At 60.3% G+C, this 25627-nt stretch carries 26 protein-coding genes; 9 read left to right on the top strand and 17 right to left on the bottom strand.

All coding sequences use genetic code 11. The features are described from left to right. Positions 1–2: 2 nt before the first annotated feature. The 3 genes from DWU98_RS03475 to DWU98_RS03465 all read right to left on the bottom strand — a co-directional run bounded on the left by DWU98_RS03475 (position 3) and on the right by DWU98_RS03465 (position 2305). A complete protein-coding gene (locus DWU98_RS03475) occupies positions 3–617 on the bottom strand; it encodes a short chain dehydrogenase (RefSeq protein WP_196239469.1) in 615 nt (204 codons plus the stop codon). 17 nt (positions 618–634) lie between these two features. Beyond that, positions 635–1669 (bottom strand): recombinase RecA, encoded by a 1035-nt coding sequence (gene recA, locus DWU98_RS03470; protein ID WP_115494028.1) that lies wholly within the window; start codon positions 1667–1669, stop codon positions 635–637. A gap of 126 nt (positions 1670–1795) precedes the next feature. Beyond that, positions 1796–2305, bottom strand: coding sequence for a CinA family protein (locus DWU98_RS03465; RefSeq protein WP_115494194.1), 510 nt, complete (start codon positions 2303–2305; stop codon positions 1796–1798). A 66-nt stretch (positions 2306–2371) separates the two neighbouring features. On the opposite strand from DWU98_RS03465, the gene mutS reads away from it, so the two are divergent. Beyond that, positions 2372–4939 (top strand): DNA mismatch repair protein MutS, encoded by a 2568-nt coding sequence (gene mutS / locus DWU98_RS03460; RefSeq protein ID WP_115494027.1) that lies wholly within the window; start codon positions 2372–2374, stop codon positions 4937–4939. Between the two features lie 262 nt (positions 4940–5201). Continuing rightward, entirely contained in the window at positions 5202–7436 is a 2235-nt protein-coding gene (gene katG / locus DWU98_RS03455) for a catalase/peroxidase HPI (RefSeq protein ID WP_115494026.1), read from the top strand. Positions 7437–7528: 92 nt separating this feature from the next. Here the strand turns inward: katG and DWU98_RS03450 are convergent, their stop codons facing one another. Both DWU98_RS03450 and DWU98_RS03445 read right to left on the bottom strand, forming a co-directional pair. Beyond that, positions 7529–8083, bottom strand: a complete 555-nt coding sequence (locus DWU98_RS03450; protein WP_115494025.1) for a response regulator — start codon at positions 8081–8083, stop codon at positions 7529–7531. A gap of 99 nt (positions 8084–8182) precedes the next feature. Beyond that, entirely contained in the window at positions 8183–8587 is a 405-nt protein-coding gene (locus tag DWU98_RS03445) for an RNA-binding S4 domain-containing protein (protein ID WP_115494024.1), read from the bottom strand. A gap of 97 nt (positions 8588–8684) precedes the next feature. On the opposite strand from DWU98_RS03445, the gene DWU98_RS03440 reads away from it, so the two are divergent. Beyond that, entirely contained in the window at positions 8685–9302 is a 618-nt protein-coding gene (locus tag DWU98_RS03440; protein ID WP_115494023.1) for a trimeric intracellular cation channel family protein, read from the top strand. 39 nt (positions 9303–9341) lie between these two features. On the opposite strand, the gene htpG is transcribed toward DWU98_RS03440, so the two are convergent. Both htpG and htpX read right to left on the bottom strand, forming a co-directional pair. Further along, complete coding sequence (gene htpG, locus DWU98_RS03435; RefSeq protein ID WP_115494022.1) at positions 9342–11210, bottom strand: molecular chaperone HtpG; 1869 nt, start codon at positions 11208–11210, stop codon at positions 9342–9344. A gap of 74 nt (positions 11211–11284) precedes the next feature. Next, positions 11285–12172: a protease HtpX gene (htpX, locus tag DWU98_RS03430; RefSeq protein ID WP_115494021.1), complete on the bottom strand. Its 888-nt coding sequence runs from the start codon at positions 12170–12172 to the stop codon at positions 11285–11287. A 131-nt stretch (positions 12173–12303) separates the two neighbouring features. Between htpX and gluQRS the strand changes: the two genes are divergently transcribed. After that, a complete protein-coding gene (gluQRS, locus tag DWU98_RS03425) occupies positions 12304–13179 on the top strand; it encodes a tRNA glutamyl-Q(34) synthetase GluQRS (RefSeq protein WP_115494193.1) in 876 nt (291 codons plus the stop codon). A gap of 121 nt (positions 13180–13300) precedes the next feature. Beyond that, positions 13301–14041 (top strand): acetoacetyl-CoA reductase, encoded by a 741-nt coding sequence (gene phbB, locus DWU98_RS03420; protein ID WP_115494020.1) that lies wholly within the window; start codon positions 13301–13303, stop codon positions 14039–14041. Between the two features lie 81 nt (positions 14042–14122). On the opposite strand, the gene DWU98_RS03415 is transcribed toward phbB, so the two are convergent. Further along, positions 14123–14908, bottom strand: a complete 786-nt coding sequence (locus DWU98_RS03415; protein WP_115494019.1) for a tRNA threonylcarbamoyladenosine dehydratase — start codon at positions 14906–14908, stop codon at positions 14123–14125. Between the two features lie 204 nt (positions 14909–15112). Between DWU98_RS03415 and DWU98_RS03410 the strand changes: the two genes are divergently transcribed. Beyond that, entirely contained in the window at positions 15113–15502 is a 390-nt protein-coding gene (locus DWU98_RS03410) for a cytochrome c (RefSeq protein ID WP_115494018.1), read from the top strand. 17 nt (positions 15503–15519) lie between these two features. Here the strand turns inward: DWU98_RS03410 and DWU98_RS03405 are convergent, their stop codons facing one another. From DWU98_RS03405 to DWU98_RS03370, 8 genes are all read right to left on the bottom strand, one after another. Next, positions 15520–17157 carry a glycosyltransferase family 39 protein gene (locus DWU98_RS03405; protein ID WP_115494017.1) on the bottom strand — a complete coding sequence of 546 codons (1638 nt, stop codon included), beginning with the start codon at positions 17155–17157 and terminating at the stop codon, positions 15520–15522. Positions 17158–17321: 164 nt separating this feature from the next. Then, the gene (locus DWU98_RS03400) at positions 17322–17624 is read right to left on the bottom strand and encodes an Mpo1-like protein (protein WP_115494016.1); all 303 of its coding nucleotides are present in this window, start codon (positions 17622–17624) and stop codon (positions 17322–17324) included. A 73-nt stretch (positions 17625–17697) separates the two neighbouring features. After that, the gene (locus DWU98_RS03395; protein WP_115494192.1) at positions 17698–18573 is read right to left on the bottom strand and encodes a pirin family protein; all 876 of its coding nucleotides are present in this window, start codon (positions 18571–18573) and stop codon (positions 17698–17700) included. Between the two features lie 11 nt (positions 18574–18584). Then, a complete protein-coding gene (locus DWU98_RS03390; RefSeq protein WP_115494015.1) occupies positions 18585–19643 on the bottom strand; it encodes an NADH:flavin oxidoreductase/NADH oxidase in 1059 nt (352 codons plus the stop codon). 54 nt (positions 19644–19697) lie between these two features. Further along, on the bottom strand, positions 19698–20534 hold the full coding sequence (locus DWU98_RS03385; protein ID WP_115494014.1) for an alpha/beta hydrolase family protein: 837 nt from the start codon (positions 20532–20534) through the stop codon (positions 19698–19700). Between the two features lie 128 nt (positions 20535–20662). Then, on the bottom strand, positions 20663–20875 hold the full coding sequence (locus tag DWU98_RS03380; protein WP_115494013.1) for a cold-shock protein: 213 nt from the start codon (positions 20873–20875) through the stop codon (positions 20663–20665). Between the two features lie 274 nt (positions 20876–21149). Then, the gene (locus DWU98_RS03375) at positions 21150–21362 is read right to left on the bottom strand and encodes a cold-shock protein (protein ID WP_115494012.1); all 213 of its coding nucleotides are present in this window, start codon (positions 21360–21362) and stop codon (positions 21150–21152) included. 282 nt (positions 21363–21644) lie between these two features. Further along, a complete protein-coding gene (locus DWU98_RS03370; RefSeq protein WP_115479759.1) occupies positions 21645–21854 on the bottom strand; it encodes a cold-shock protein in 210 nt (69 codons plus the stop codon). Positions 21855–22127: 273 nt separating this feature from the next. On the opposite strand from DWU98_RS03370, the gene DWU98_RS03365 reads away from it, so the two are divergent. After that, positions 22128–22523: a hypothetical protein gene (locus DWU98_RS03365; RefSeq protein WP_147293190.1), complete on the top strand. Its 396-nt coding sequence runs from the start codon at positions 22128–22130 to the stop codon at positions 22521–22523. A gap of 2 nt (positions 22524–22525) precedes the next feature. Here DWU98_RS03365 and DWU98_RS03360 read toward each other — a convergent pair whose 3' ends face one another. Then, positions 22526–23647: a winged helix-turn-helix domain-containing protein gene (locus tag DWU98_RS03360; RefSeq protein WP_230474642.1), complete on the bottom strand. Its 1122-nt coding sequence runs from the start codon at positions 23645–23647 to the stop codon at positions 22526–22528. A 291-nt stretch (positions 23648–23938) separates the two neighbouring features. Here DWU98_RS03360 and DWU98_RS03355 point away from each other — a divergent pair, with 291 nt between their 5' ends. Beyond that, entirely contained in the window at positions 23939–24382 is a 444-nt protein-coding gene (locus DWU98_RS03355; RefSeq protein ID WP_147293189.1) for a hypothetical protein, read from the top strand. A gap of 160 nt (positions 24383–24542) precedes the next feature. After that, complete coding sequence (locus DWU98_RS03350) at positions 24543–25616, top strand: phospholipase A (RefSeq protein WP_115494008.1); 1074 nt, start codon at positions 24543–24545, stop codon at positions 25614–25616. The last annotated feature ends 11 nt before the right edge of the window (positions 25617–25627 follow it).

Raw genomic sequence — 25627 nt, 5'->3', positions numbered from 1 at the left:
CCTCAGAAAACCTTGTAGACCTGCCCGGTCTGCGCCCCTTCCACGCTACGACTGAACGCCAGCGCCGCACGCGCAGCGCTCACTGGCTCGAAACCGCGGAAGAACGGCGCATAGGCCGGCATCGCCTCGGTCAGCACGTTGGGGCTCACTACGTTGATGCGTAACCTACGCGGAAGCTCGATGGCCGCGGCGCGTACGAATGCCTCCACCGCACCGTTGACCAGGCTGGCGGAACTGCCCGCCACAATCGGCTGCTCGGACAGGATGCCGGTGGTGAGCGTGATCGAACCGCCGTCGCGCAGATGATCGCGTGCTGCCAGGGCAAGATTTACCTGCCCAAGCAGCTTGTCGGTGATCCCCAGCGTATGCAGTGATTCACCGAAGGCCGCGGGTTTGAAATCCGCCAGCGGCGCAAAGGTGACGTTGCCGGTGGCACCGACCACCGCATCGAGTTCACCGGCCTGTTTCAGCGCGCGCTGGATGCTCGCGACATCCGTGAGATCGATGCGGATGTTGCCGGAGTTGCGGCCGGCAGCAATGACGTCGTGGCGCTGGCTCAGCTCGGCTTCCACCGCCCGACCCAGCGTGCCCGATGCGCCAACGAGAAGAATCCGCAACCGCCGCTCGCTCATCGTCAGGCTTCTTCCACCGCCTCTTCGGAAGTGGCCCGCGCGCCGCCGGCACTCACCAGCAGGCGAGCACGCAATTCACGATCGATCTCATCGGCAATGGCGGGGTTGTCCCGGAGGAACTGACGCACGTTTTCCTTGCCCTGCCCAATGCGGTCGCCCTTGTAGCTGTACCACGCACCGGATTTCTCCACGAGGCTCTGCGCCACGCCCAGCTCGATGATTTCGCCTTCGCGCGAGGAACCCTCGCCGTAGAGGATCTCGAACTCGGCCTGACGGAACGGCGGCGCCACCTTGTTCTTTACTACCTTCACGCGGGTTTCCGAACCGATCACCTCCTCGCCCTTCTTCACCGCGCCGATGCGGCGGATGTCCAGGCGCACGGAAGCGTAGAACTTCAGGGCGTTACCGCCGGTGGTGGTTTCGGGGTTGCCGAACATCACGCCGATCTTCATGCGGATCTGGTTGATGAAGATCACCAGGCAGTTGGATTTCTTGATATTGGCAGTGAGCTTGCGCAGCGCCTGGCTCATCAGGCGGGCGTGCAGACCCACGTGGGAGTCGCCCATTTCGCCTTCGATTTCAGCCTTGGGCGTGAGCGCGGCGACGGAGTCGACCACCACCACGTCCACCGCGCCGGAACGCACCAGCATGTCGGCAATTTCCAGCGCCTGTTCGCCCGTATCGGGCTGCGAGACCAGCAGGTCTTCGATCTTCACACCCAGCTTCTGCGCATAGATGGGATCGAGCGCGTGCTCGGCATCGACGAAGGCTGCGGTGCCACCATTCTTCTGGCAATTGGCGATCACCTGCAGGGTGAGCGTGGTTTTACCGGACGATTCCGGACCGTAGATCTCGACCACCCGGCCGCGCGGCAGGCCGCCGACGCCCAGCGCGATATCCAGGCCCAGCGAACCGGTGGAAATGGTTTCGATGGTGTCGTCGGTGCGGTCGCCCATGCGCATCACCGCGCCCTTGCCGAATTGCTTTTCGATTTGGCCTAGGGCCGAAGCGAGCGCTTTGCGCTTGTTGTCATCCATCGTCTTAGGTTCCGCTGTTCGTTGTGGTCGTGGCGAGCATGATGCCGCGTGGTTGTCTCACGGGCTGGGATGCAGGGTTTTAAGTATCCCACACCGGTCAAGCTGGGGCTGTTGATTAATTTCTGATCAGTTCGTCAGCATTTCCAGTACGCCGTCGAGGGCCGCCGCCACGGTCTGCCGGCGGACGGCTTCACGGTCGCCGGGAAAATGGAACAACCTGGCGCGCGGCCGGTCGCCTCGCCGCTGCCAACCGATCCACACCGTGCCCACCGGTTTTTCCGGTGTCCCGCCCGTTGGCCCGGCGATGCCGGTGACCGCGACCGCGACGCCGGCCTGGAAGCGCTCCAGCGCGCCGGAGGCCATCTCCAGTGCGGTTTCCTCGCTTACTGCGCCGGTGCGCTCAAGCGTTTGCGGCTTCACGTCCAGCAATGCGATTTTGGCCGTGTTGCTGTAGCTCACGACACCCGCCTCGAACCAGGCGGAGCTGCCGGAAAGATCGGTCAGCGCTTTGGCAATCCAGCCGCCCGTGCAGGATTCAGCACAGACCAGCATCAGCCCGTGCTGCAGCATTGCCGTGGCAACGCGCTGGGCCCACGAGCCTAGCTCGGCATCAGTAGGAACCGGCGACAACTCCATGCGAAACTCCGCGTCTTGCAAATTCTCTGTTGTACTCGCTCCGCCCCATAACGCCAAGACGACCGCATGAATCAGGACGAACTCTCGCTGCACACCCCGCTGATGCGTCAATACCTCGCCGCCAAGGCCGCGCATCCGGACGTGCTGCTGTTCTTCCGCATGGGCGATTTCTATGAGCTGTTCTACGAAGACGCGCGCAAAGCGGCACGCTTGCTGGACATCACGCTCACGCAGCGCGGGCAATCGGCGGGACAGCCGATTCCGATGGCCGGCGTGCCCTATCACGCGGTCGAAAATTACTTGGCCAAGTTGGTGCGGTTGGGCGAGTCGGTGGCGATCTGCGAACAGATCGGTGACCCGGCACTTGCCAAAGGACCGGTGGAGCGCAAGGTGGTACGCATCGTCACGCCGGGAACGGTCACCGATGCCGCGCTGTTGGAAGAACGCCGCGACAATCTGTTGCTGGCGATCGCCGCCGGCCCGCACAACAGCTATGGCCTGGCATGGGCCGATCTGTCCAGTGGCCGCTTTTTGCTGAGCGAAGTACCGAATGCCGAAACGCTCGCCGCGGAACTGGCACGCCTACAACCGGCCGAAACCCTGGTTGGCGAAGACGTTGCGTGGCCGAAGCTGGTCAGCACCCTGCCCGGTGTGCGCAAGCGGCCGCCGTGGCATTTCGATGGCGATGCGGCGCGGCGCGAACTCAATCGCTTTTTCGGTACGCGCGACCTTTCAGGCTTCGGTGTCGACAACCTGCCACTGGCCATTGCCGCGGCGGGTTGTTTGCTCGGCTACGTAGAAGAGACGCAGAAAAGCGCGTTGCCGCACCTTTCGGGCATGGCGGTGGAAAGCGCGAGTGAAACGATTGCGCTCGATGCCGCCACCCGTCGCAATCTGGAATTGGATACCCATCCGAGCGGACGCATCGAGCACACATTGCTTGGCGTGCTCGATGAAACCGTTACGCCGATGGGCGCGCGCCTGATGCGTCGCTGGCTGAATCGTCCGCTGCGTTCACGCGACACATTGCGCCGCAGACACCAGGCAATCGGCGCACTGATCGAAACGCGCCGCTACGATACGTTGCGCGAGCAATTGCGTGGCATCGGCGATCTGGAACGCATTCTTGCGCGCGTCGCCTTGCGTTCGGCACGGCCACGCGATCTTTCCACGTTGAGAGATGGGCTTGCGGCCGCGCCACGTTTGCGCGAATCGATCGCCAGCATGGATAGTCCGCTGCTGCACGACCTGGTCAACGGCATCGGTGATCACGCGGTCACGGCCGCCTTGCTCAAGCAAGCCATCATCGAACAGCCGCCCGTGCTGTTACGCGATGGCGGCATCATGGCCGATGGCTACGACGCAGAACTCGATGAACTGCGCCGCCTGGCCACACACGCCGATCAATACCTCGTCGAGCTGGAAGAACGCGAGAAAGCCGCCAGTGGCATCTCCACGCTAAAAGTGGGTTACAACCGCGTGCACGGCTATTACATCGAGATCAGCAAAGCACAGTCGGAAAAGGCGCCCACGCACTACACCCGCAGGCAGACCACCAAGAATGCCGAACGCTATATCACCGAAGAACTGAAAGCCTTCGAAGATAAAGTGCTTTCCGCCAAGGAGCGCTCGCTGATGCGCGAGCGCGCTTTGTATGAAGCCTTGCTCGATACGCTTATCGAACAGTTGGAACCACTCAAGCATGCCGCCGCGTCCATGGCGGAACTCGATGTGCTGTGCACGCTCGCCGAGCGCGCCGAAGCGCTGGATTGGAACGCAGCGGAACTCACCGACGAGCCCGGCCTTCTGATCGAACGCGGCCGTCATCCTGTCGTAGAAAAAGTACGCGAGGAACCGTTCGAGCCGAACGATCTGATGCTGGACGAAAACCGTCGTATGCTGGTGATCACCGGCCCGAACATGGGCGGTAAATCGACCTACATGCGCCAGAACGCGCTGATCGTGCTCCTGGCGCATATCGGCAGCTACGTGCCGGCGTCGCGCGTCGTGATCGGCCCGATCGATCGCATCTTTACACGCATCGGCGCGGGCGACGATCTTTCGCGTGGCCAATCTACCTTCATGGTGGAAATGAGTGAAACGGCCAATATTTTGCACAACGCCACGCCGCACAGCCTGGTGTTGATGGATGAAGTGGGCCGCGGCACCAGCACCTACGATGGTCTTGCTCTGGCACGCGCAGCTGCGGTGCATCTGGCTGCAAGCAGCAAGGCGTATACGTTGTTTGCTACGCACTATTTCGAGCTGACAGAACTTGCCTCCGAATACACCAGTATCGCCAACGTGCATCTGGATGCCGTCGAATATGGCGACCAGCTCGTCTTCATGCATGCGGTGAAGGAAGGCCCTGCCAATCGCAGTTTCGGCCTGCAGGTGGCCGCGTTGGCCGGCTTGCCGAAATCGGTCATTACCGATGCACGCAAGACGCTGGCCGCGCTGGAAAACGGCATGTACACGCACGCGGCAAAGCCGCAACACGAGCCTTCACCGCAAATGGGCCTGTTCGTCTCGCCACCGTCGGTGGTGGAACGCGCATTGCAGGATATCGATCCGGATGCGCTTGCACCGCGCGAGGCGCTTGAAGCGCTCTATCGACTCAAAGCGTTGCTTTAAAGCGACGCTTTAATTTTCTTTTAATTGCGCATTGCCAATCCATCACCCCGTCGAAAGCTGGCGTCCGGCGACCCTGCTTGGCGCACGTGCGAAAGACACTGAGTTCGGACTTCGCCACTGCGACAGCCTCTTGATCCATAGCTCATACCTATGGAAAGGATCGAGACAATTCAATTCACGGCAGAAACATGCGGGCGTACATTGACCAGACGGCCAGCCGACGCCAGCCATTTGTTCCTCCGTTCCGAGAAGGAGTTCTGCCATGAGCCAAGACCTCAATACAGTGACACCCACTTCCGAGACACCCGGCTCCGACGCGCCAAGCGCGTCCAAGTGCCCCTTCAAGCACGCCACCAGCGGTACGACCAATCGCGATTGGTGGCCCAATCAGCTGAACCTGAAAATCCTGCACCAGCACTCCTCCCTGTCCGACCCCATGGACAAGGATTTCAACTACGCCGAGGCATTCAAGACCCTCGACCTCAACGCGCTCAAGCGGGACCTGCATGACCTGATGACCGACTCACAAGACTGGTGGCCGGCAGACTTCGGCCACTACGGCCCCTTGTTCATACGCATGGCATGGCATAGCGCAGGTACGTATCGCACAGGCGACGGTCGTGGAGGCGCGGGTGCCGGCCAGCAGCGCTTTGCACCCCTGAACAGTTGGCCGGATAACGGCAATCTGGATAAGGCGCGCCGGCTGCTCTGGCCGATCAAACAAAAATATGGGCGTGCGATTTCCTGGGCCGACTTGATGATTCTTGCCGGCAATGTCGCGCTGGAATCGATGGGCTTCAAGACCTTCGGCTTCGGCGGCGGACGCGAAGACGTGTGGGAGCCGGAAGAAGATGTTTCCTGGGGCGCGGAAACAACATGGCTGGCCGGCGACAAGCGCTATACCGGTCAGCGCGATCTCGCCAATCCACTCGCAGCCGTGCAGATGGGACTTATCTACGTGAATCCGGAAGGCCCGGAGGGCAAGCCTGACCCACTCGCTGCGGCCAACGATATCCGCGAGACGTTCGCACGCATGGCCATGAACGACGAGGAGACTGTCGCGCTTATCGCCGGCGGCCACACGTTCGGCAAAACCCATGGCGCCGGTCCCGCATCCCACGTCGGCCCCGAACCGGAAGGCGCGGGCATCGAGGAACAAGGCCTGGGTTGGCGAAGCAGCTTCGGCACCGGCAGAGGCGGCGATGCCATCACCAGCGGCCTGGAAGTGACATGGACCAGCACGCCGACGAAGTGGAGCAACAACTTCTTCTGGAACCTGTTCGGCTACGAGTGGGAGCTGACCAAGAGCCCGGCTGGCGCGCATCAATGGACACCTAAGGGCGGAGCCGGCGCCGGTACCGTGCCGGATGCACACGACCGCTCCAAGCGCCATGCGCCCTCGATGTTGACGACCGATCTTGCGTTGCGCGTCGATCCGGCCTACGAAAAAATTTCGCGTCACTTCTTCGAAAATCCCGACGCGTTCGCCAATGCATTTGCCCGCGCATGGTTCAAGTTGACACATCGCGACATGGGTCCGCGCGCACGCTACCTCGGCCCGGACGTGCCGACCGAAACGCTGATCTGGCAAGACCCTATTCCAGCAGTCGATCACACGCTCATCGATGCGCAGGACATCGCTTCACTAAAGAACACGATCCTGGCATCAGGCTTGCCCATCTCCGCATTGGTCTCGACCGCCTGGGCATCGGCATCCACCTTCCGTGGCTCAGACAAGCGTGGTGGTGCGAATGGTGCGCGCATCCGCCTCGCGCCGCAGAAAGATTGGGCGGTCAATCAGCCTGAGCAGCTGGCCAAGGTGCTCAAGACACTCCAACGCGTGCAAGAGGCATTCAACCATGCGCAGCCCGGCGGCAAGAGCGTTTCGCTTGCTGACCTGATCGTGCTCGGCGGCTGCGCCGGGGTCGACCAAGCCGCGAAGAACGCCGGCATCGACGTAACCGTGCCCTTCACGCCCGGCCGCACGGACGCCTCGCAGGAACAAACCGATGTGGAATCGTTCGACGTGCTCGAACCGGTTGCGGATGGCTTCCGTAATTACCTCAAAGGTGCGTTCAGCGTACCGGCCGAAGTCTTGCTGGTGGACAAGGCACAATTGCTGTCACTAACTGCGCCAGAGATGACCGTACTGATAGGGGGCTTGCGCGTTCTTGGCGCCAACGTCGGGCACAGTACGCAAGGCGTCTTCACCAAACGACCGGGCGTGTTGAGCAACGATTTCTTCGTCAACCTGCTCGACATGGGCACCGTGTGGAAAGCGGTTTCCAAAGCCGAAGATGTATTCGAAGGGCGCGATCGCAAAACGGGTGAAGTGACGTGGACCGGCACCCGTGTCGATCTGGTTTTTGGTTCCAACTCCCAGCTTCGCGCATTAGCGGAAGTCTATGGAAGTGCAGATGCGCAGGAGAAATTCGTCAATGACTTCGTCGCCGCGTGGAACAAGGTGATGAACCTGGACCGCTTCGACCTTGCGTAAACTCTGCGCAGAAGACAACAAAATAAACGCCGCAGTGCCCCCACACTGCGGCGTTTCCGTTTGAAGCCGTAACGCGTTCTGGAAAATGCGGATCAGGCAGCCATGCCGGAGAGCGTGCTGCGGATTTCCTCGTACGGTGTAACCACCACCTCAGGTGCAGCCACGACGGGTGCAGGCACACGCGCGGGCAAGCGTCCGGCCCGAACCAATTGATCGATCGCGCGCTGTACATCGCGTTGACCAAACGGCTTCTTGATGAAATCGTCCGCACCAAAACGTTGCACGTAAAATTGCTCGGTGGCCTGCTGGTTGCCGCTGATCATCACGATCGGAATGTGTTGGGTCAGCGGATCGTGGCGTAGCGTGCGTAGCACATGAAAGCCATTGACGCCCGGTAGCACGATGTCGAGAAAAATCAGCTCAGGCTGTTCGGCCTTGGCAAGCTCCAGCGCGCTTTCGCCATCGGCCGCCTTCTGCACCACATAGCCTTCCTGCCCGAGCATCTTGCCGAGCACAGCGCGAATGGTCGGGGAATCGTCGACCACCAGCGTTCGCATACTGGATGCCGCCTGCAGCAGGCGACCGTGTTGATCAGCGCCCGATGCAGGGCTGCCAAGCAGCCGTTTGAAGAAATCGATCCCGTTCATCCTCACCCCCGTGAATCCTGGTAAGCGGCAACCTCTTTCGGGTTGCCTGCTTTGGGAGAATAGTCACGCAGATATGCACGGATTTCTGAGATGTGCTGCTCAGGGAAAGTCTTTAAGCCGTCGCAATTCCCGACGTTCATGCTTGTTTGGACGGGTGGGCGGACGATTAAGCCCTGAGCCGCTCAACCGGCGCTGCTCACGCGCCTGCTCGCGGGCGAGCCGGCTCGACTCGGTTTCCCGATAAAGCGCCTGCGCCAGGCTCGCCGGCCCGCGCTGCTCGGAAAGTGCCAGGATTTCCAGTTCCAACCGCTCCTCGCCACGGGTCAGGCGCACCCTGTCACCGATGTGCACAGCCTTGGACGGTTTGCAGCCACCACCGTTCACATCCACCTTGCCACCATCGATGGCCTGCTTGGCGAGGCTGCGCGTTTTGTACATGCGCGCGGCCCATAGCCAGACATCGGCGCGTACTTCGGTGGGTGCTTCGTGAGGTGGATGTTTCATCGTGGCATGATCGGGCCAAACCCAAGGGGAAACAGTTTAGGTGGGAACGCTGGCTTGCTGACACAAGCCTGATCAGGATCGTCCAGGAGGAGTATCCATGCTGCTTTATTTATTGGATTTGATCGGGGTCGCCGTATTTGCCATCAGCGGCGTGCTGGTGGCCGCGAGCGCAGGCATGGATCTGCTCGGCGGCTTGGCGCTGGCAGCAGTGACCGCCATCGGCGGCGGAACGCTACGCGACGTGCTGCTCAATCGCCATCCCATCTTCTGGATACGCGATGCGCGTTATTTACTGGTGATCATTGTCGCCGCCGCGTTGACCATGCTCTATCTCGCATTCTTCCCACCGCCCGGCAACAGCTTGCTGATTGCCGACGCCCTGGGCCTCGCACTGTTTGCGATCAGCGGCGCGCAGATTGCCGAAGCCGCGGGCTTGTCTTGGTTGATCGTGGTGCTGATGGGAACGATGACCGGCACCGCCGGCGGCATGCTGCGCGATGTGATGAGTGCGCGCATACCGCTGATCTTGCGCCAGGATCTTTATGCGACAGCCGCGATGGTGGGCATCGTGGTGTATGTGGTGTTACAGAAGCTTGGTCTGCCGCGGAACGCAGCGGTGAGTGCAGGCGTGATGGCGGTACTTTTGATGCGTTTACTGGCAGTGGTGTGGGGCGTGCATCTGCCGCATCTTCGCTTTATTACCACCCAACCATAATGCCCCCCTCTCCCGCTGGAGAGAGGGGGTGGATCGTCATCAACCCAACAACACGCGGTTCAGGCGCTGAACGAATGCAGCCGGGTCCAGCAACGGCGCGCCAGCGGCGATTTCCGCCTGCTCGAGCAGCAAATTGGCGAGATCCCTGGACTTGGCCTCGTCGGTCTGCGCTTCCACGCGCTTGAGCAGCGCGTGCTGCGGGTTGATCTCCAGCGTGGGCTTGCTTGTGGGCATCTCATGGCCGGCTTCACGCATCAGGCGCGCGAGGTGCGGGGCCATCTCGTAATCGGATAGCGCCAGGCATGACGGTGAATCGGTCAGGCGCGCGGATACCTTCACATCGCTCACGCGATCGCCGAGCAAATCCTTGAGCTTTTTCAACAACGGCTCGGCCGCCTTGCTCGCTTCTTCCTGCTGCTTCTTGGCTTCCTCGTCCAGCGGGAACTCGCCTTTGGCGACGTTGCGCAGCTTCTTGCCTGCGTATTCGTTCAAGCTGCCGAGCATCCATTCGTCGATGCGATCGGACATCAGCAGCACTTCAATGCCCTTGGCTTTGAAAGCTTCCAATTGCGGACTGCCTGCGGCCGCCGCGTGGCTATCGGCCGTGATGTACCAGACGGTGTCCTGGCTTACCGGCATGCGGCTAATGTAATCGTCCAGCGACACGGCCTGCGCATTGCCCTCGCCCTTGGTGGAGGCGAAGCGCAGCAGCTTGGCGATGCGCTCACGGTTGGCGTGATCTTCCACGATGCCTTCCTTGAGCGTATTGCCGAAGGCCTTGTAGAAGGTCTGGAATTTCTCGGGCTCATCCTTGGCGAGCTTTTCGATCAGATCCAGCACGCGCTTGACGCACGCCGCGCGGATACGCTCAAGCTGGCGGTTCTGCTGCAGGATTTCACGGCTCACATTGAGCGGCAGATCGTCCGCATCCACCACGCCGCGCACGAAGCGCAGGTAGTTGGGCAACAGTTCCTCGGCCGCATCCATGATGAAGACGCGCTTGATGTAAAGCCTGAGCCCCTTGCGCTCGTCGCGCCCGCCCATCATCAACTCGAACGGCGGTTGCGCAGGAAGGTACAGCAGTGTGATGTAGCTTTGATTGCCTTCGACGCGATTGTGCGTCCAGGCAAGCGCATCGTTGAAATCGTGGCCGAGGGATTTGTAAAAGCTCTGGTATTCCTCGTCGCTGATTTCACTCTTGGGCTTGGTCCACAGCGCGGAGGCCGCGTTGACGGTTTCCCATTCGTCGGAGGGCTTGTCATCCTTCTCCACCGGCATGCGGATAGGAAAGGCGACATGATCGGAATAGCGTGTAATCAGTGAACGCAGCTCCCAACGCTTGAGGAAATCGCCCTCATCGGCTTTCAGGTGCAGCACGATCGCGGTGCCGCGCTCGGGAAGTTCCACCTGCTCAAGCGAGTATTCGCCCTTGCCATCGCTCTCCCACTTCACGCCCTCGCTGGCCGGCAGGCCCGCACGACGGCTGAATACAGTGACTTTGTCGGCAACCACGAAGGCGGAGTAGAAACCCACGCCGAACTGACCAATCAGCCGTGCATCGCTCTTCTGTTCGCTGCTCATCGCCTCCAGGAAACGGCGCGTACCGGAGCTGGCGATGGTGCCGATGTTGGCGACGACTTCATCGCGGCTCATGCCGACGCCGTTGTCGCGCACGGTGATGGTGCGCTGTTCGGTATTCCAGCTCACATCGATGTGCAGCTCGGCATCGCCGGCAAGCAGGTCAGGCTCGGCGATGGATTCGAAACGCAGCTTGTCGCACGCGTCCGATGCGTTGGAGATCAGTTCGCGCAGGAAGATTTCCTTGTGCGAATACAGGGAGTGCGTCACCAGGTGCAGCACCTGGGCGACTTCGGCTTCGAATTTGCGGGTTTCGGCGGTCGTGGTCATGGTGTCGTCGAAAAAAGTCCGTTGGATAGAAAAAACCAACCCCTCCCCGGCAGGAGAGGGGACATGTCAAAGCATCACACCTGCTTCTGCAGCGCGGCAATGCGCTCGTCCAGCGGCGGATGGCTCATGAAGAGGCGTTGCAGACCATTGGCCAGCGGGCCGGAAATGCCGAAGGCAGCCATGGCCTTGGGCAAGGTGCTTTCGCCATGGTTGAGCTGCAGGCGCTGCAGGGCGGAAATCATCGAACCGCGGCCGGCCAATTTTGCGCCCGCAGCGTCGGCGCGGAATTCACGCCAGCGCGAAAACGCCATCACGATCATCGACGCGAACAGGCCGAACACGAGCTGCAGCACCATCACCGATACGAAATACCCGATGCCGTAACCTTGACGATCGCGTCCGCCGGACAGCCAGCTATCCAGCAGACGGCCCACGATGCGCGCGGCGAGAATCACCAGCGTGTTGAGCACACCCTGGATCAACGTGAGCGTCACCATGTCGCCGTTGGCAACGTGGCCGATCTCGTGCCCGAGCACGGCGGCAACCTGCTCGCGATCCATCTGCTGCAGCAAACCCGTGCTCACGGCCACCATCGAGCTGTTTTTGGTCATGCCGGTGGCGAAGGCATTCATTTCCGGAGCGTCGTAGATCGCAACCTCCGGCATGCCGATGCCGGCGTTCTGCGCATGGCGGCGCACGGTATCCATCAGCCAGCGCTCGCCTTCGTTCGTCGGCTGCTCGATCACTCGCGCGCCGGTGGACATCTTGGCCATCCACTTGGACATGGCCAGCGAGATGAAGGCACCACCCATGCCGAAGACCGCCGCATAGACGAGCAGGCCGGTCATGCCGCCATAGCCGCGCATCGCCGCCCACTGGTCGATGCCGAACAGGTGGCACACGATGCTCAGCAGAAACAGGACGGCAATATTGGTGAGAAGAAAAAGGGCAATGCGGCGCATAGTCGTCCTTAGCTTGTGACTCCGAAAGAAAACAATGGTAATCGAGGAGGGAGATTCGGGTGAAATGCCCGTTTTTCAAGGGTTAAGCGCTGCCCTCTCCGCTATCGGCCAGCTTCCGTAAAATGGGCGCGATGAGCTATCGCGGACGCTTCGCCCCCTCCCCCACGGGCCTCCTTCACCCCGGTTCGCTGGTTGCCGCCGTGGGCAGCTGGCTGTGCGCACGGCACGCTGGTGGCCAATGGTTGCTACGGATGGAAGACATCGATCCGCCCCGTGAAGTGCCCGGCTCCGCCGCGGCCATTCTCGGCGCGTTGCCCGCCTTGGGCCTGATCGCAGACGAACCCGTGGTGCAGCAGTCATCACGCATCGCTGCCTACGACGCGGCCTTCGAACAGTTGCGGGACGCGGACCGGGTGTTCCCGTGCTGGTGTAGCCGCAGCGACTTGGTGGCGTCAGGCGGCATGCATCATGGCGGACAGTGCATCGCGCCGCGAGATGCGAGCCGCGAGCCTGCTTGGCGCATCCGGGTTCCCACTGAAACCATCGCCTTCGTGGATGAGCTTCAGGGACCCCAGCAGCAGGATTTGCGTGACGCTGTGGGTGATTTCGTCATCCGCCGCGTGGAAGGCTTCTACTCCTACCAGCTCGCCTGCGTGGTGGATGATGCCTGGCAAGGCATCACCCAGGTCGTGCGAGGCAGCGACCTGCTGGATTCCACCCCTCGGCAGATCTGGCTGCAGCGCTGCCTCGGTTTGCCGACGCCACGTTATCTACATCTGCCATTGGTGCTCGACAGCGAAGGCCGCAAATTATCGAAGTCCGAGGGCTCACGCGAGATAAATCCGCACGACCCGATGCCCAGCCTTCGCCACGCGCTGACGTTCCTCGGCATCACGCCGGATGAAATGGCCATCCATCCATCCGAGTTGCTCGACGCCGCCCTGGCCTCCTTCGATCCCCATCGTTTGACGCATTGCAGCGACACAGTACCGCTTAACCTTGTATAACGAACCGGTGCGCAGTCGTACCGTGATGCTCAGAACTGCTATGCCTTCATGATGTCTGCGTATAACCTCATCAAGCTCGCGTGCACCGCACGGGACTTACCACGTAGACAAGGAGACAGGCATGACACAGCGTACGGCATTGGTTACGGGCGGCACCGGTGGCATTGGTACTGCAATCGTGCGCTACCTGGCCAAGCAGGGACACAAAGTTGTCACAAATTATCGTGACGAGGCGAAGGCTGACGCATGGCGCAAGGCCATGGAACAGGACGGCCTCGCGATCACCCTGGTGCACGGAGATGTTGCCGACCCCACCTCCTGCCAAAACATGATTCACGCGGTCCATCAAAAAGTCGGTCCGGTGGATATCCTCGTCAACAACGCCGGCATCACTCGCGACACCACGTTCCACAAGATGACCTATCAGCAGTGGATGGATGTGGTGAACACCAACCTCAACGCCTGCTTCAATGTGACTCGTCCGGTGATCGAAGACATGCGTACCCGTAAGTGGGGCCGCATCGTGCAGATCAGCTCGATCAATGGCCAGAAGGGTCAGTACGGACAAGCCAACTACGCCGCGGCGAAGGCCGGCATGCATGGCTTCACCATTTCGCTGGCGCAGGAAAACGCGCGCTTCGGCATCACGGTGAACACCGTCTCGCCCGGCTATGTGGCCACCGACATGGTGATGGCCGTACCCGAGGAAGTGCGCGAGAAGATCGTCGCGCAGATCCCGGTGGGACGTCTGGGCAAGCCGGAGGAAATCGCGCACGCCGTTGCGTTCTTTACCACGGAAGATGCCAGCTGGATCACCGGCGCCAACCTGGCGATCAATGGCGGTCACTACATGGGTTGGTAAAGACAGGGGTTGGTTGGTAATGGCATGGGATGGTAACGGCCCGCGGGCGTTCTCTTTCTGCGTGGAGAGAACGCACGAGCGTTAGCGCTCCAGGAGTTTCTCCATCACCTTCCCCACCGCCGCAAACGCAAACGCACCGGTGACGTGCGTGGCGGCGCCCAAGCCGCCGCCGCAAGCAAGATTCAGCGAATCCCCGCCGGGCGGCCGCGTGCCACACACAGTGCCGTCCGGCTGCGGGTACTGCACGTTCTGCAGCGAATACACCGCCGAGACGCCAAAGTAGCGATCAGGGTTGCGCGGAAAACCGAAGTCCTGACGGAGCTTCTTGCGGATCAGACTAAACATCGCGTCGTGCTCGGTGCGCGACAGATCACGGACCCGCACCTGCGTGGGATCGGTGCGCCCACCCGCCGAGCCGACCGTCACCATCGGCAACTTGCGCCTGCGGCACCAGGCGATGGCCTCCAGCTTCACGCGAAAGGCATCGCAGGCATCCAGCACCACGTCGTAACCGCGGTCGAGCAGTTCGTCCAGCGTGGCCGGTGTGAGGAAACGCTCGACCGCCTCCAGGCGAATGGCGGGATTGATCGCATGCGCGCGCGCTGCGATGACACCTACCTTGGGCTTGCCGTATTCGCCATCCAATGCGTGCAGCTGCCGGTTGGTATTGGATACGCACACTTCATCGGCATCGATCAGCGTCAGTCGACCCACACCACTGCGTGCCAGCGCCTCGGCCGCCCAGGAGCCGACGCCGCCGATGCCGATCACGCAAACGTGTTTCTGTGCCAATTGCGCAACGCTACCGGCGCCGTACAGTCGTTCGACGCCCTCGAAGCGCTCGCTGGGATAGGCAATGCCGCTCATCGACGACCACCGGCCGTCTTGTCGGAGAGGTAAAGATTCACGCGAATACCTGACTTTAAGATGCTCCGCGTAATTTTACGCGGAGGCTACCCTGGCTGTCTGTCCAATGACCGCCGACAGGAGGCGGTCGGAACCTTCGTAATCGGCTTGCCAGACGCATTACGGTATGCTCGGCAGCCATCCCCCGAAGGAAAAGGTAGAGCAATGCGCGCGGCACTCCTGATCGTGTTGGGTCTGGCCATCGGCATCATCGGCACCGTGTTTGCCATGCGGGCGCTGAGCGAACGTAACCCGGTTCCGCAGGCCTTGATGGTCACCATGAGCTTTCATCGCCATCAATTACAGCAAGCGGTGAAAGGGCAGCATTGCGACGCCGCGGCCAATCTTGACCAGCTTCAGCATATGCAGATGATCGCGGCGGATATTCCGGCTGTATTTCGGGATGCGCCACAGCCCTTCAACGATTTGGCCACTCGTTTGCGTACGGAGCTTAAGACGGCAGCCCAGTCGGCACCGGTCGATTGCCCTGCGCTGACCGCTGCGCTCAAGCCTGTGGACCAGGTTTGTCAGCAATGCCACCAGCAATACCGCTGAACAGGAAAGCGAGCTGATCAGTTCGCCTCGGTTTCGTCGGCTTCATCCGGCGCAGGGAACATCAGGATGGTGATTTCCTTGCCCTGCGGAATCTCCACCACCGGCGTACCCAGTGCGCCGATGCGGTTTTTGAAGTCGGCCAGGTCTTCGCGCTGACCGAGTGCGGAACGTCCATTCACCGCCCATACCCGGCTACCCTGCCGCCATCGCGCCAGCGCCTCATCGAGCTGTGAGGTGACCATGGCCGAGGCCTCGATCGGCAACCCGTCTTTGGGTTGCAGCACCGACAACATGGTTGGCGCATTGGGGTCAGCAGTGAACACGGTGTCGCCCGGGCGCACCTTGGCGGCCAGCGTCGCCGCCGCCATGTCCCAGCGCGGCTTGGTTTCGATGCGATACACCGGCCCAAGGTTCACCACGCCAAGCACAAGCCACAGCGCAGCCACGGTAGCCAGCATCCGGCGCGGCAGCACATCCACGCCAAGCCCGGCCATGACAAAGAACGGCGCCGCACTCCACAATACGTAGCGCGGCAGCAACATCGACTTGAAAAGCGACATCACCAGCACGAGCAGCGGAAGAACCAGCACGCTCAACAGTAAAACGCGCCCTTCCAGTTTCCCACGCATGCGCAATAAACCCGACAGGGCTGCAAGCGCGATCAGCATGCTCAACAAGGGCACTGCGGTGTGCATCAAGTCGAACTTGACCACCGCCAACATGCGCATCAGGTAAACACTGCCAACCACCACCCACATATGCTGCCAGCTCAGCTCGGGAATCCAATCGAACTTCTGCAGCATGTGCCCGTCACTGGCGGCGATGATGGCGCAGTAGAAGGGAACCGTGCACGCCACTATCAGCGCTGCGCTCCATGTCCAATTACGCGCGAGCGCACCTTGTGTTTGAGGCACCGCGCGCAGGCTGCGCCAGATCAGCAGCAAGGACAGGTTGGATGCGATCAGCCACGGCACCGCGTCGCCCAGGACATCCAGCGCGGCGATGGTACCCAAGACGTAAGCGCCCCATCCCAACCGATCGGACTCGACACTGCGGATATCCATAGATGCGCGTGACGGATTACCCGCAAGCCTCAGCAAGCCCCACAAGGCCACGGCAATAAGCAACGTGACCAACGTGTAAGAACGCGCCTCCTGACCATACTGCACTTGCAAGGGCGAGAGCGCCATCAACAGACCGGCCACAATGCTCGCGGTACGGCTGCCGAGACGGCGCGCAATAATGAATACCATCCCTGCCGACATCGCGCCGAACAGCGCCGAAGGAATGCGCAACCACGCATCACCGGGCCCTAAAAACCGCGAGGCAAGACGCAACAGCAGAAAATACGTCGGCATGTGCCGATTGGTAAAACTATCGGCCATCAAGCCACCCAGGCCCATATGAATGCGCTTGAGCGTCAACGCTTCGTCAAGCCACAGTGGTTGGTGATCGATGCGGATCAACCGCGCCGCCAGGCTCAACGCGACGATCAACCACATCCACACGCTATCGCCCAGCGCGAATCGAACCTGCGCCGCAGCCCGTAGCTTTTCGCGCGCAAACGCAAGCGCACCAAGGGAAGCACCGTTATCCAGCGCATGACGGCGATACGAGGCATGCTTGCGTATCGCAGAGGTGACGAACTCATTCATGCGCTGACAATCCTGCAATCGATCTTGGCAGAGGCCAGGAATGTAACGCGCGCCTCATAGATCGGTTGTCTGATATTTATGACGGGTTAGTGCATATTCAGTCGAAAAAGTTTGCGTCCTGATATGTGACACAACGATTAAACAGGCTTACGCCAAACCTTCGATCAAATTTTCACTTTCCCGCGCCACACATCCCAATACATCACCCAATCGCCCATCAAACTATAGAGCGGATGACGAAACGTGGCCGGTCTATTTTTCTCGAACGCAAAATGGCCGATCCAGGCAAATCCATAGCCGACCACCGGGACCAGCCATAACCAGACCAGCCTGCCTGATGACAACGCCAGCAGCACGATGAGCAGCACCAGTGTGCTGCCAACGAAATGCAGGCGGCGACAACGGCGATCGCGGTGCTCGCTCAAATAGTACGGATAGAAATCGCGAAAGCTGGCAAAGGCGGACATGGCAGAAACTCTCCCGGCGCTACCTCAAGCAGCCTAGCGCTGGTGTTGCCGCGCTGCACGCTGCTGTGAAGCATCACGCCGGCAACGGAATGAACTCTTCTTCATCACCCGTCACTTTGCCGAAACGTTGTTCCGCCCAGTCCGCCTTGGCCCGCTCGATACGTTCGCGCGAACTGGACACGAAGTTCCACCACAAGTGGCGATCACCATCCAGCGGGGCGCCGCCGAATAACATCAGGCGGCAAGCTGTTTTCGCGCGCACGGGCGGCGCCGATGCGCCGGCCTGTACCGCCATCTGCGTTGATGCCAAGGAAAGATCGCCCCACTCAGCCTCGCCTTCAACAACATGCACACCGCGTTCGTCATGTTCTTCCGGAAGCGAAACCTCCGCACCGGCTCGCAGGTGCGCCTCGATAAAAAACATCGGCGCGAACACCTTGACCGGCGATGCGCTGCCATACGCCGTTCCGGCAATCAGAACCAATTCCGCGCCGGGCTTGCGGATACGCGGCAGGCTTTCGGCATCATGATGATGGAACTCCGGTGCCACCTCTTCATCGGCGCGCGGGAGCGCGACCCACACTTGGATGCCATGCATGCGCTGACCGGTGCGACGTGCGTCCGGTGGCGTGCGTTCCGAATGCGCAATACCGCGACCGGCCGTCATCCAGTTCACCGCGCCCGGCGTGATATCGGCCACGCTACCGACGCTGTCGCGATGACGAATACTGCCCTCGAACAACCACGTGACCGTGGCAAGACCGATATGCGGATGCGGCCGAACGTCCATGCCCTTGCCTGGCGCGAAGTCAGCCGGCCCCATGTGGTCGTAGAACACAAACGGGCCAACGTGGCGCGCCATGAGCACCGGCAGCATGCGCCGCACGACAAAACCATCGCCAAGATCGTGCAGACGGCTGTTTTCGATGAGAGTCGGATTCGATTGCATGCTCAACCCCATTACCAGGCTCGCTGATATTGCTCCGGTGCTGTAATCGTTGCACCCAATTCCTGTGCGGCCCTGCGCGGAAAATAAGGATCGCGCAGGCTGGCGCGCGCAATCAGCACCAGGTCCGCCGCACCGCCGGCAATGATGCCCTCCGCCTGCGCAGGTTCGGTGATCAGGCCAACCGCGCCAGTCGCCATCCCGGATTCCTGCCGGATACGGGCCGCAAAAGGTACCTGGTAGCCCGGCCCGACGGGGATTTTCACATGGGGTACCAGGCCGCCACTGGAAACATCCACCAGGTCCACACCCAGCCCGGAAAGCTGGCCTGCCAGACGCACGCTGTCATCGATCGTCCAGCCATGGTCAGCCCAATCGGTGGCCGAAATACGCAGCCATAGCGGCAGCTCTTGCGGCCATACCTCACGCACGGCGGCAAGTACTTCGCGCACCAGGCGCGTACGGTTTTCAAAACTGCCGCCGTAGTTGTCGTCGCGGCGATTGCTCAGCGGGGACATGAACTGATGCAGCAAGTAGCCATGCGCACCATGCACCTCGACCAGCTTGAAGCCGGCGTCCTTCGCGCGCCGCGCCGCCGCGCGGAAATCCGCCACGACCCTGCGTATGCCATCGATGTCCAATGCCTGCGGGACATGCCAGTCGGCATCGAATGCAATCGCCGAGGGCGCTACGGTTTGCCATGCACCCTGCTCTGCGGGTAGCGGGCCACCACCTTCCCACGGACGCCACACGCTGGCCTTGCGTCCCGCGTGGGCCAGTTGTACGCCAGGCACTGCGCCGTGTTCGGCGAGAAAGGCGGCGATGGGTCGCCATGCCTCACGCTGGGCATCGTTCCAGATGCCGGTGTCGTGTGCCGAAATACGGCCTTCGGGCGAAACCGCCGTGGCCTCCGCGATCACCGCGCCCGCCCCACCCACCGCGCGACTTCCAAGGTGCACCAGATGCCATTGGTCAGGTACGCCCGCTTGCGCGGAATACTGGCACATCGGTGATACCACGATGCGATTGCGCAAGGTCAGACTGCGCTGCGTGTAAGGCTCGAACAGTTTCATAGAGGCACCGCCAAGGCAAACGAACTCACACACATGGCGGCAATTGCGACCCGATCAAGTGTTCGCGCCAGCCATCCACGTCCCCAGCAACCTGGCAACGCCACCAGGCACTTTCATCCAACTGAAATGATCTGCACGCCGTCCATCCAGTTGATCGGGAGCGATGACCGCGGTGCGCCGCGGTGCCGCAGGCATTTTGTCCAGCAACCAGTTCAGCGAGGCCGGTGGTGCAAGCCAGTCGTCGCGAAGGGACAACGCCAATACCGGTACGTGTATCTGGGCCAGTCGTTGTTCGAAATCCACCGACAGACCACTCGCGCCATAACGTCCTGTACGTCCACTGCGCGACCAGTCGGCAATCAGGCCGCGGGCTTCATTGCCGCCAAACCCGATACGCCGCCCCGGTAAATAGCCCAGTAGACGCGACAAGGGGTTGACGAGCGCATAAGCGGCATAAATCCCCGCGCCATAGGCAAAGCATCGCCAGTAAGGTGATCCGCTCGCCACCAGCGCAAGTCCGGATACCTCATCGCGATGCATGCTTGCATAGAGGCATGCAAGCTGACCGCCAAGGCTATGTCCACCCAGCCACCATTCCGCGCCCGGCCAACGGGCTCTGGCTTGCGCAATACCGGCAGGTAGATCCCACTGAAGGCATTGGCGATAACCCCAGTCTTCGCGACGGCTCGCACGACGATCACTCGACCCAATACCGCGCCATTCGTGCAAAGCGACAGCGATGCCCTGCGCTGCGAATGCTTCGGCCAAAGGAAGGTAATGCTTTGCCGGTACACCCATGGCTGACAGCCAATACAACGCGCGTAGTGGCGGCACGCGAGGCTCGACGCAGATCAATTCGCTGCGCGCACCGTCTGCGGTCACAACGGACATAGTGACAGCACAGTTGGACGAGGTGCAGGACAATGGGAGCGATGTCGACATCGGCGCGGCTTACACGGTGACTGGAAAACGCGAAGGCCGGCGCATGCGCCGGCCTTCGCATCAGGGAAAACTAACCACTACGCCCTGCTGACTTTATCCGCCTGCAATCCTTTCTGCCCTTGCACTACCTCAAAGATGACTTTGTCGCCTTCCTTGAGGCTCTTGAAGCCGTTGCCCTCGATCGCGCGAAAATGCACGAACACATCCGGACCATTGGCGCGACTGATAAAGCCGAAGCCCTTAGCGTCATTGAACCATTTGACTGTGCCAGTTTCACGTTGTTCCGACATAACTTCACTCCATTTCGAACCGTCCCAAACCTAAAAGACCAGACGGCTCGCCCGAGCCGCCGGCTTACTGGTATGCCAAGATCGGGTGGATGTGCGGAATTGAACCCCACACTGTGAGCGCCTAATCGAGCAGACACAGTCAATACAGAATAATGACTTTCGTGAAATGAAATGTGATGGAAATTTCACGCAATGAAGCCGTATCGGCAGATTTTAAAATCAAAAAAGCCAGGCAGGGAACCTGGCTTTTTCAATCGATCCAGATGCGCAGGCATCAGACCGCATCTACCTCCTCAGCCTGCAAACCTTTCGGTCCTTGTTTCACCAGGAACGTGACCTTCTGGCCTTCCTTGAGCGAACGAAAACCATTGCCCCGGATTGATTTGAAATGCACGAACAGGTCACCGCCCTTGTCGCTGCTGATAAACCCGTATCCCTTGGCGTCATTGAACCATTTGACTGTGCCCGTTGCCCGTTCTTCCGACATGACTTACCCCATCCATTCAAGCGCTGACTTCAAATAAAACCGCAGACCCACCCGAGTCTGCGACTACTCGAGCATGCCGGTTTTTAGTGCGGTGTCGCGCTTGAAACCGCTGGCGAACGTGCACTCGCAGGCAGGCTAAGTGAAATAAAGGATAATGATTTTCGTGAATCGATATGTGATGGAAAATTCACATACTGAATCACATTTGATAATTGCAATTTATTACAAGAAAAAAGGCCGGGCATTTACGCCCGGCCTTTTTAAATCGATCTATCCAGCCGATTAAGCCGGAATAACCTCATCAGCCTGCAGGCCCTTCTGGCCTTGCACGACCTTGAAGCTGACCTTCTGGCCTTCCTGAAGGCTCTTGAAGCCATTGCCCTGGATCGCGCGGAAATGCACGAAGACATCCGGGCCATTGTCGCGGCTGATGAAGCCGAAACCCTTGGCATCGTTGAACCATTTGACGGTACCGATCTGACGATCAGACATGTAACTCACTCCAAACTTGGTGTTTCAAAAAGAGACTGGACCGCCGCCAACGGGCGGGGCCGGCTTACTGGTGTGCAAAGGAAAACCCAAGGGGTGAGCGATGAGGCAGACCGTAAACGGCTGCATCGGGCCACGTGACTCTGGTGACCTAAGGCAAACACAGTGCACATATCATACCCGTAAATGACAACCCAAAGGGAATATGCTTCCGTTCAGGAAGAAGGGTTTCATTAAGGCGATATGCTTGGGGCAGTTTAAGGCGAATGGCGATCCATGAAACAAGCTAACGAAGCAGGCTTTTTCTTTCCGTGGGCTTACGTTGCGAGGGGGGTGGTTCTGGTATCGAGCTTGTTTCTTTTCGGCTGCAACCATGCGACCCGCAAACCGTTACCGGCGGTCGTTGCTCCTACTTCCAGCGTGACCGGCATCGCGGCCTGCGACAGCTACCTGGATACTTACCTGGCGTGCCATCGCGCCGCCGGTACCTATCCGGCCGATGCATTGCAGACGCACTATCAATCCATGCGGGACACCTTGTTGCAGGAGGCAAGTGATCCGGGCGTACGCCCCTATCTCGCCAACCGCTGCCTCGGCCTTGCGCAGCAGTTACGCGATAGCCTGCATGGTCATTCGTGCGCACCGCCCACTAGCACCACGACGCCGCACTGACCTCAGCGCCAGTGCGTGCGCAGCGTTGCCGCGCACGGCGATGGCCTGCACCGACCGAGTCGAACGACCGGCGCACCATGCCAGGCGGCAAAGGCGGCAATCGCCTGAGCCACGTCCTTGAGCATGCGCGCCGTCGGCGTCACGTCCTCTTCGAAGAACAATGCCTTCACCTCGAAAACGCCTTCCGCGCGATGCGCCTTGGCATCCAGCCGGCCAACCAGGCGCCCGCGATGCAGAATGGGCAGCGCGTAGTACCCATATCGCCGTTTGACCGCCGGCAGGTAACACTCGATGGTGTAGTCGAAATCGAACATGCCGCGCGCACGCGCGCGATCCCAGACCAACGGATCAAAGGGCGAAAGCAAAGCGGTGTGCGTTGCGCGCAAATGTCCTGCACGCGCCTTTTCCAGCAGCTCGGCATGCTCGCGATGCACATAGGCCGGGTTTTCCCAATCGGAGACCTGGACCGCCAACAGCTCGCCCGATGCCAGTAGCGGCGCAAGCTCATGTTCGCTTACGGCCGGCTTCAAGCGGAAATAGTCGGCGATCCAGCGGGCCTGCGTAATACCGAGCGCACGCACACTATCGAGAATGAAACGCCGACGAAGTTCCTCGCAAGACCAGGCAGGAATCGGCGCTTCAAACGGCGGATCCAGCTTCGCGAGCACGCGATCGGCCAAGTCGTAGACGCGCTGAAAGCGCTCGCGCCGCGTGACCATCAACTCACCCGAGGCAAACCATGCTTCCAGCCAACGCTTCTCAGGCTTCCACTCCCACCAGCCCGATGCGCCGCGATCGACACGTTCGAAATCCGAAGCACGCACCGGCCCCGACATGCGGATGCGCTCGAGCAACGCATGCATTTGCTCAAGATTGGCATCACGCGCCCGCGCTGCATGTTGGTCCGCCCAATGGCTGCTTTGCGCTTGGGCACGCCACGCCCGATGCGAGGCGATGTCAGCAGCGGTAACAAAACAGGCTTCGTGCGCCCAGCATTCGGCGACACGCCCGGCTTCCAACGCATCGTCCAGCCATGCCTGCGGATAATCGCCAAGCCGTGCATACAACACTGAGTAAGGGCTTCGCGCGACGACATGGATGCTATCGATCTGCAGCAGGCGCATGCGCTGGATTGCCGCCACAAGATCATCACGTCGTGCACGCCGCCGAGGCGGTTGCAGCAATCCTTGTGCAGCCAGATGCAAAGCGCGGGCCTGAGAAGTGCTTAGAGCCTTCGCGCGATGTGAAAGTTCGCTCAACACGGGTACGCCTTCACGCAATGGTTACGCCACTATTCTGCTGCGATTTACGCCGACATTGCTAACGTAGGCACCGAGCTTGACGGGCCGAGGACGTGCAACGTCGGAAAGTAATTGCACGGCGGCGACCTACGAGCGCTGCATGGAGCTACTGCAATGAATAATCGCATTCCCACTCTTGCTTCTCTACTCGGCGCAGGCCTGCTCTTCGCAGGTGTTGCATTGGCTCAAACCCAAAACCAGCCGATGCAGCAGCAGCCGGCACCACAAACACAAAACACGTCACCATCGCAAAACATGGCTAGCCCGCAACAAGGCACCATGCAACAAGGCAGCACGGGTGCGTCACCGTCGCAAGGGTCCGATAGCGCGACGTACAACACATCGCGTGGCCAGGTGACCGTCAATTCCACCATGGGTTCGGCACCTTCCACCGCATCGCCACCATCGTTTGAGCAACTTGCGGGTGGCAAGAAATACATCACCAAGGACGATGCCAATGCATACCCACCGCTAGCCAACGACTTCCTGTACGTTGCCCATAATGGAAATCGTATCTCCAAAACTCAATACGAGCATTGGGTGCAAAACCTTAACTGAGTACCTCGCATCACATACGCCGGCCATCCTCCGATGGCCGGCGCTTTTTATGATTGTCTTGGCCGGCGCGCAAACAGCTCCTGCTGTGGGCTACGCCCATCGTACGAACAAGCCCTAAACTTGGCCGGTCGCGCCCGGGGTGGCGTGCAAGGGAGCTGCCATGAAACCCAGGTTCTTCAAGTTTTTTTCATTAGCCGTGGGCGCGAGCCTGGCGGTACCACCGCTACACGCCCAGAACATGGCTCCTGCCGACATCAAGGCGTGCACCGGCATCGAAAGTGATGCGCAGCGCCTTGCCTGCTATGACCGTGCCGCAGGGCGCACTCGCATGCCCGCTGCCGAAAAACGCAGCTCGGTGACCACGACACCTGCGTCCACAGTTTTTTCGCATGAGCCGGTAGCGACCGCTAGCTCCACACCGCTATCGCTGCTGGACAGTCGATGGGAACTGTCCTCTAACAGCAAGCTGGGCACGTTCAATTTGCGCGGTTACAAACCGATCTACGTATTGCCAGCGTTTGCCACGACCAACCAGAACAACCTTCCCTCCAGTCCCAATTCCGTCAATACCGTCCACACACCGCTGGGCATGCAAGATGTCGAGGCGAAGTTTCAGCTCAGCTTGAAAACCAAACTCTGGCAAGGCGTATTCGGCGACCAGGGGGATTTATGGGTCGCCTATACGCAGGATTCGTATTGGCAGGTATACAACGCCAAACTCTCGCGTCCATTCCGCGAGACGGATTACGAACCCGAATTCATGCTCGTGTTCAACACCGACTATCACATGCTTGGCTGGGATGGACGACTGCTTGGCATCAGCCTGGACCATCAGTCCAACGGACAGTCCGATCCATTATCGCGCAGCTGGAATCGCGTGATGGGGCAAATCGGTTTCGAGCGCGCCGATTGGACGATCGTGTTTCGTCCATGGTGGCGCATTCCGGAACCCGCGAACGACGACAACAACCCGGACATCAGCAACTACATGGGGCGCGCCGATGTGGAAATCATCCACGAATGGCATGGCCAGGAATTCAGCCTGATGCTGCGTGATTCGCTGCACGGCGGCAGCCAGCAACACGGCGCGGGACGCTTCACCTGGAGTTTTCCTGTAGCTGGCAACCTGCGCGGCTACATGGAATTGTTCAAGGGTTATGGCGAGAACATTCTCGATTACAACCACAACGCAACCTATCTGGGCGTAGGTATTTCGTTGCTCGATTGGTATTGAGCACCAGAAGA

The sequence above is a fragment of the Dyella monticola genome (assembly GCF_003363155.1).
In the GTDB taxonomy this organism is placed as follows: Bacteria; Pseudomonadota; Gammaproteobacteria; order Xanthomonadales; family Rhodanobacteraceae; genus Dyella_B; species Dyella_B monticola.
Note: the sequence above shows the minus strand (reverse complement) of the source record. Positions and strands in the feature narration are given on the sequence as shown.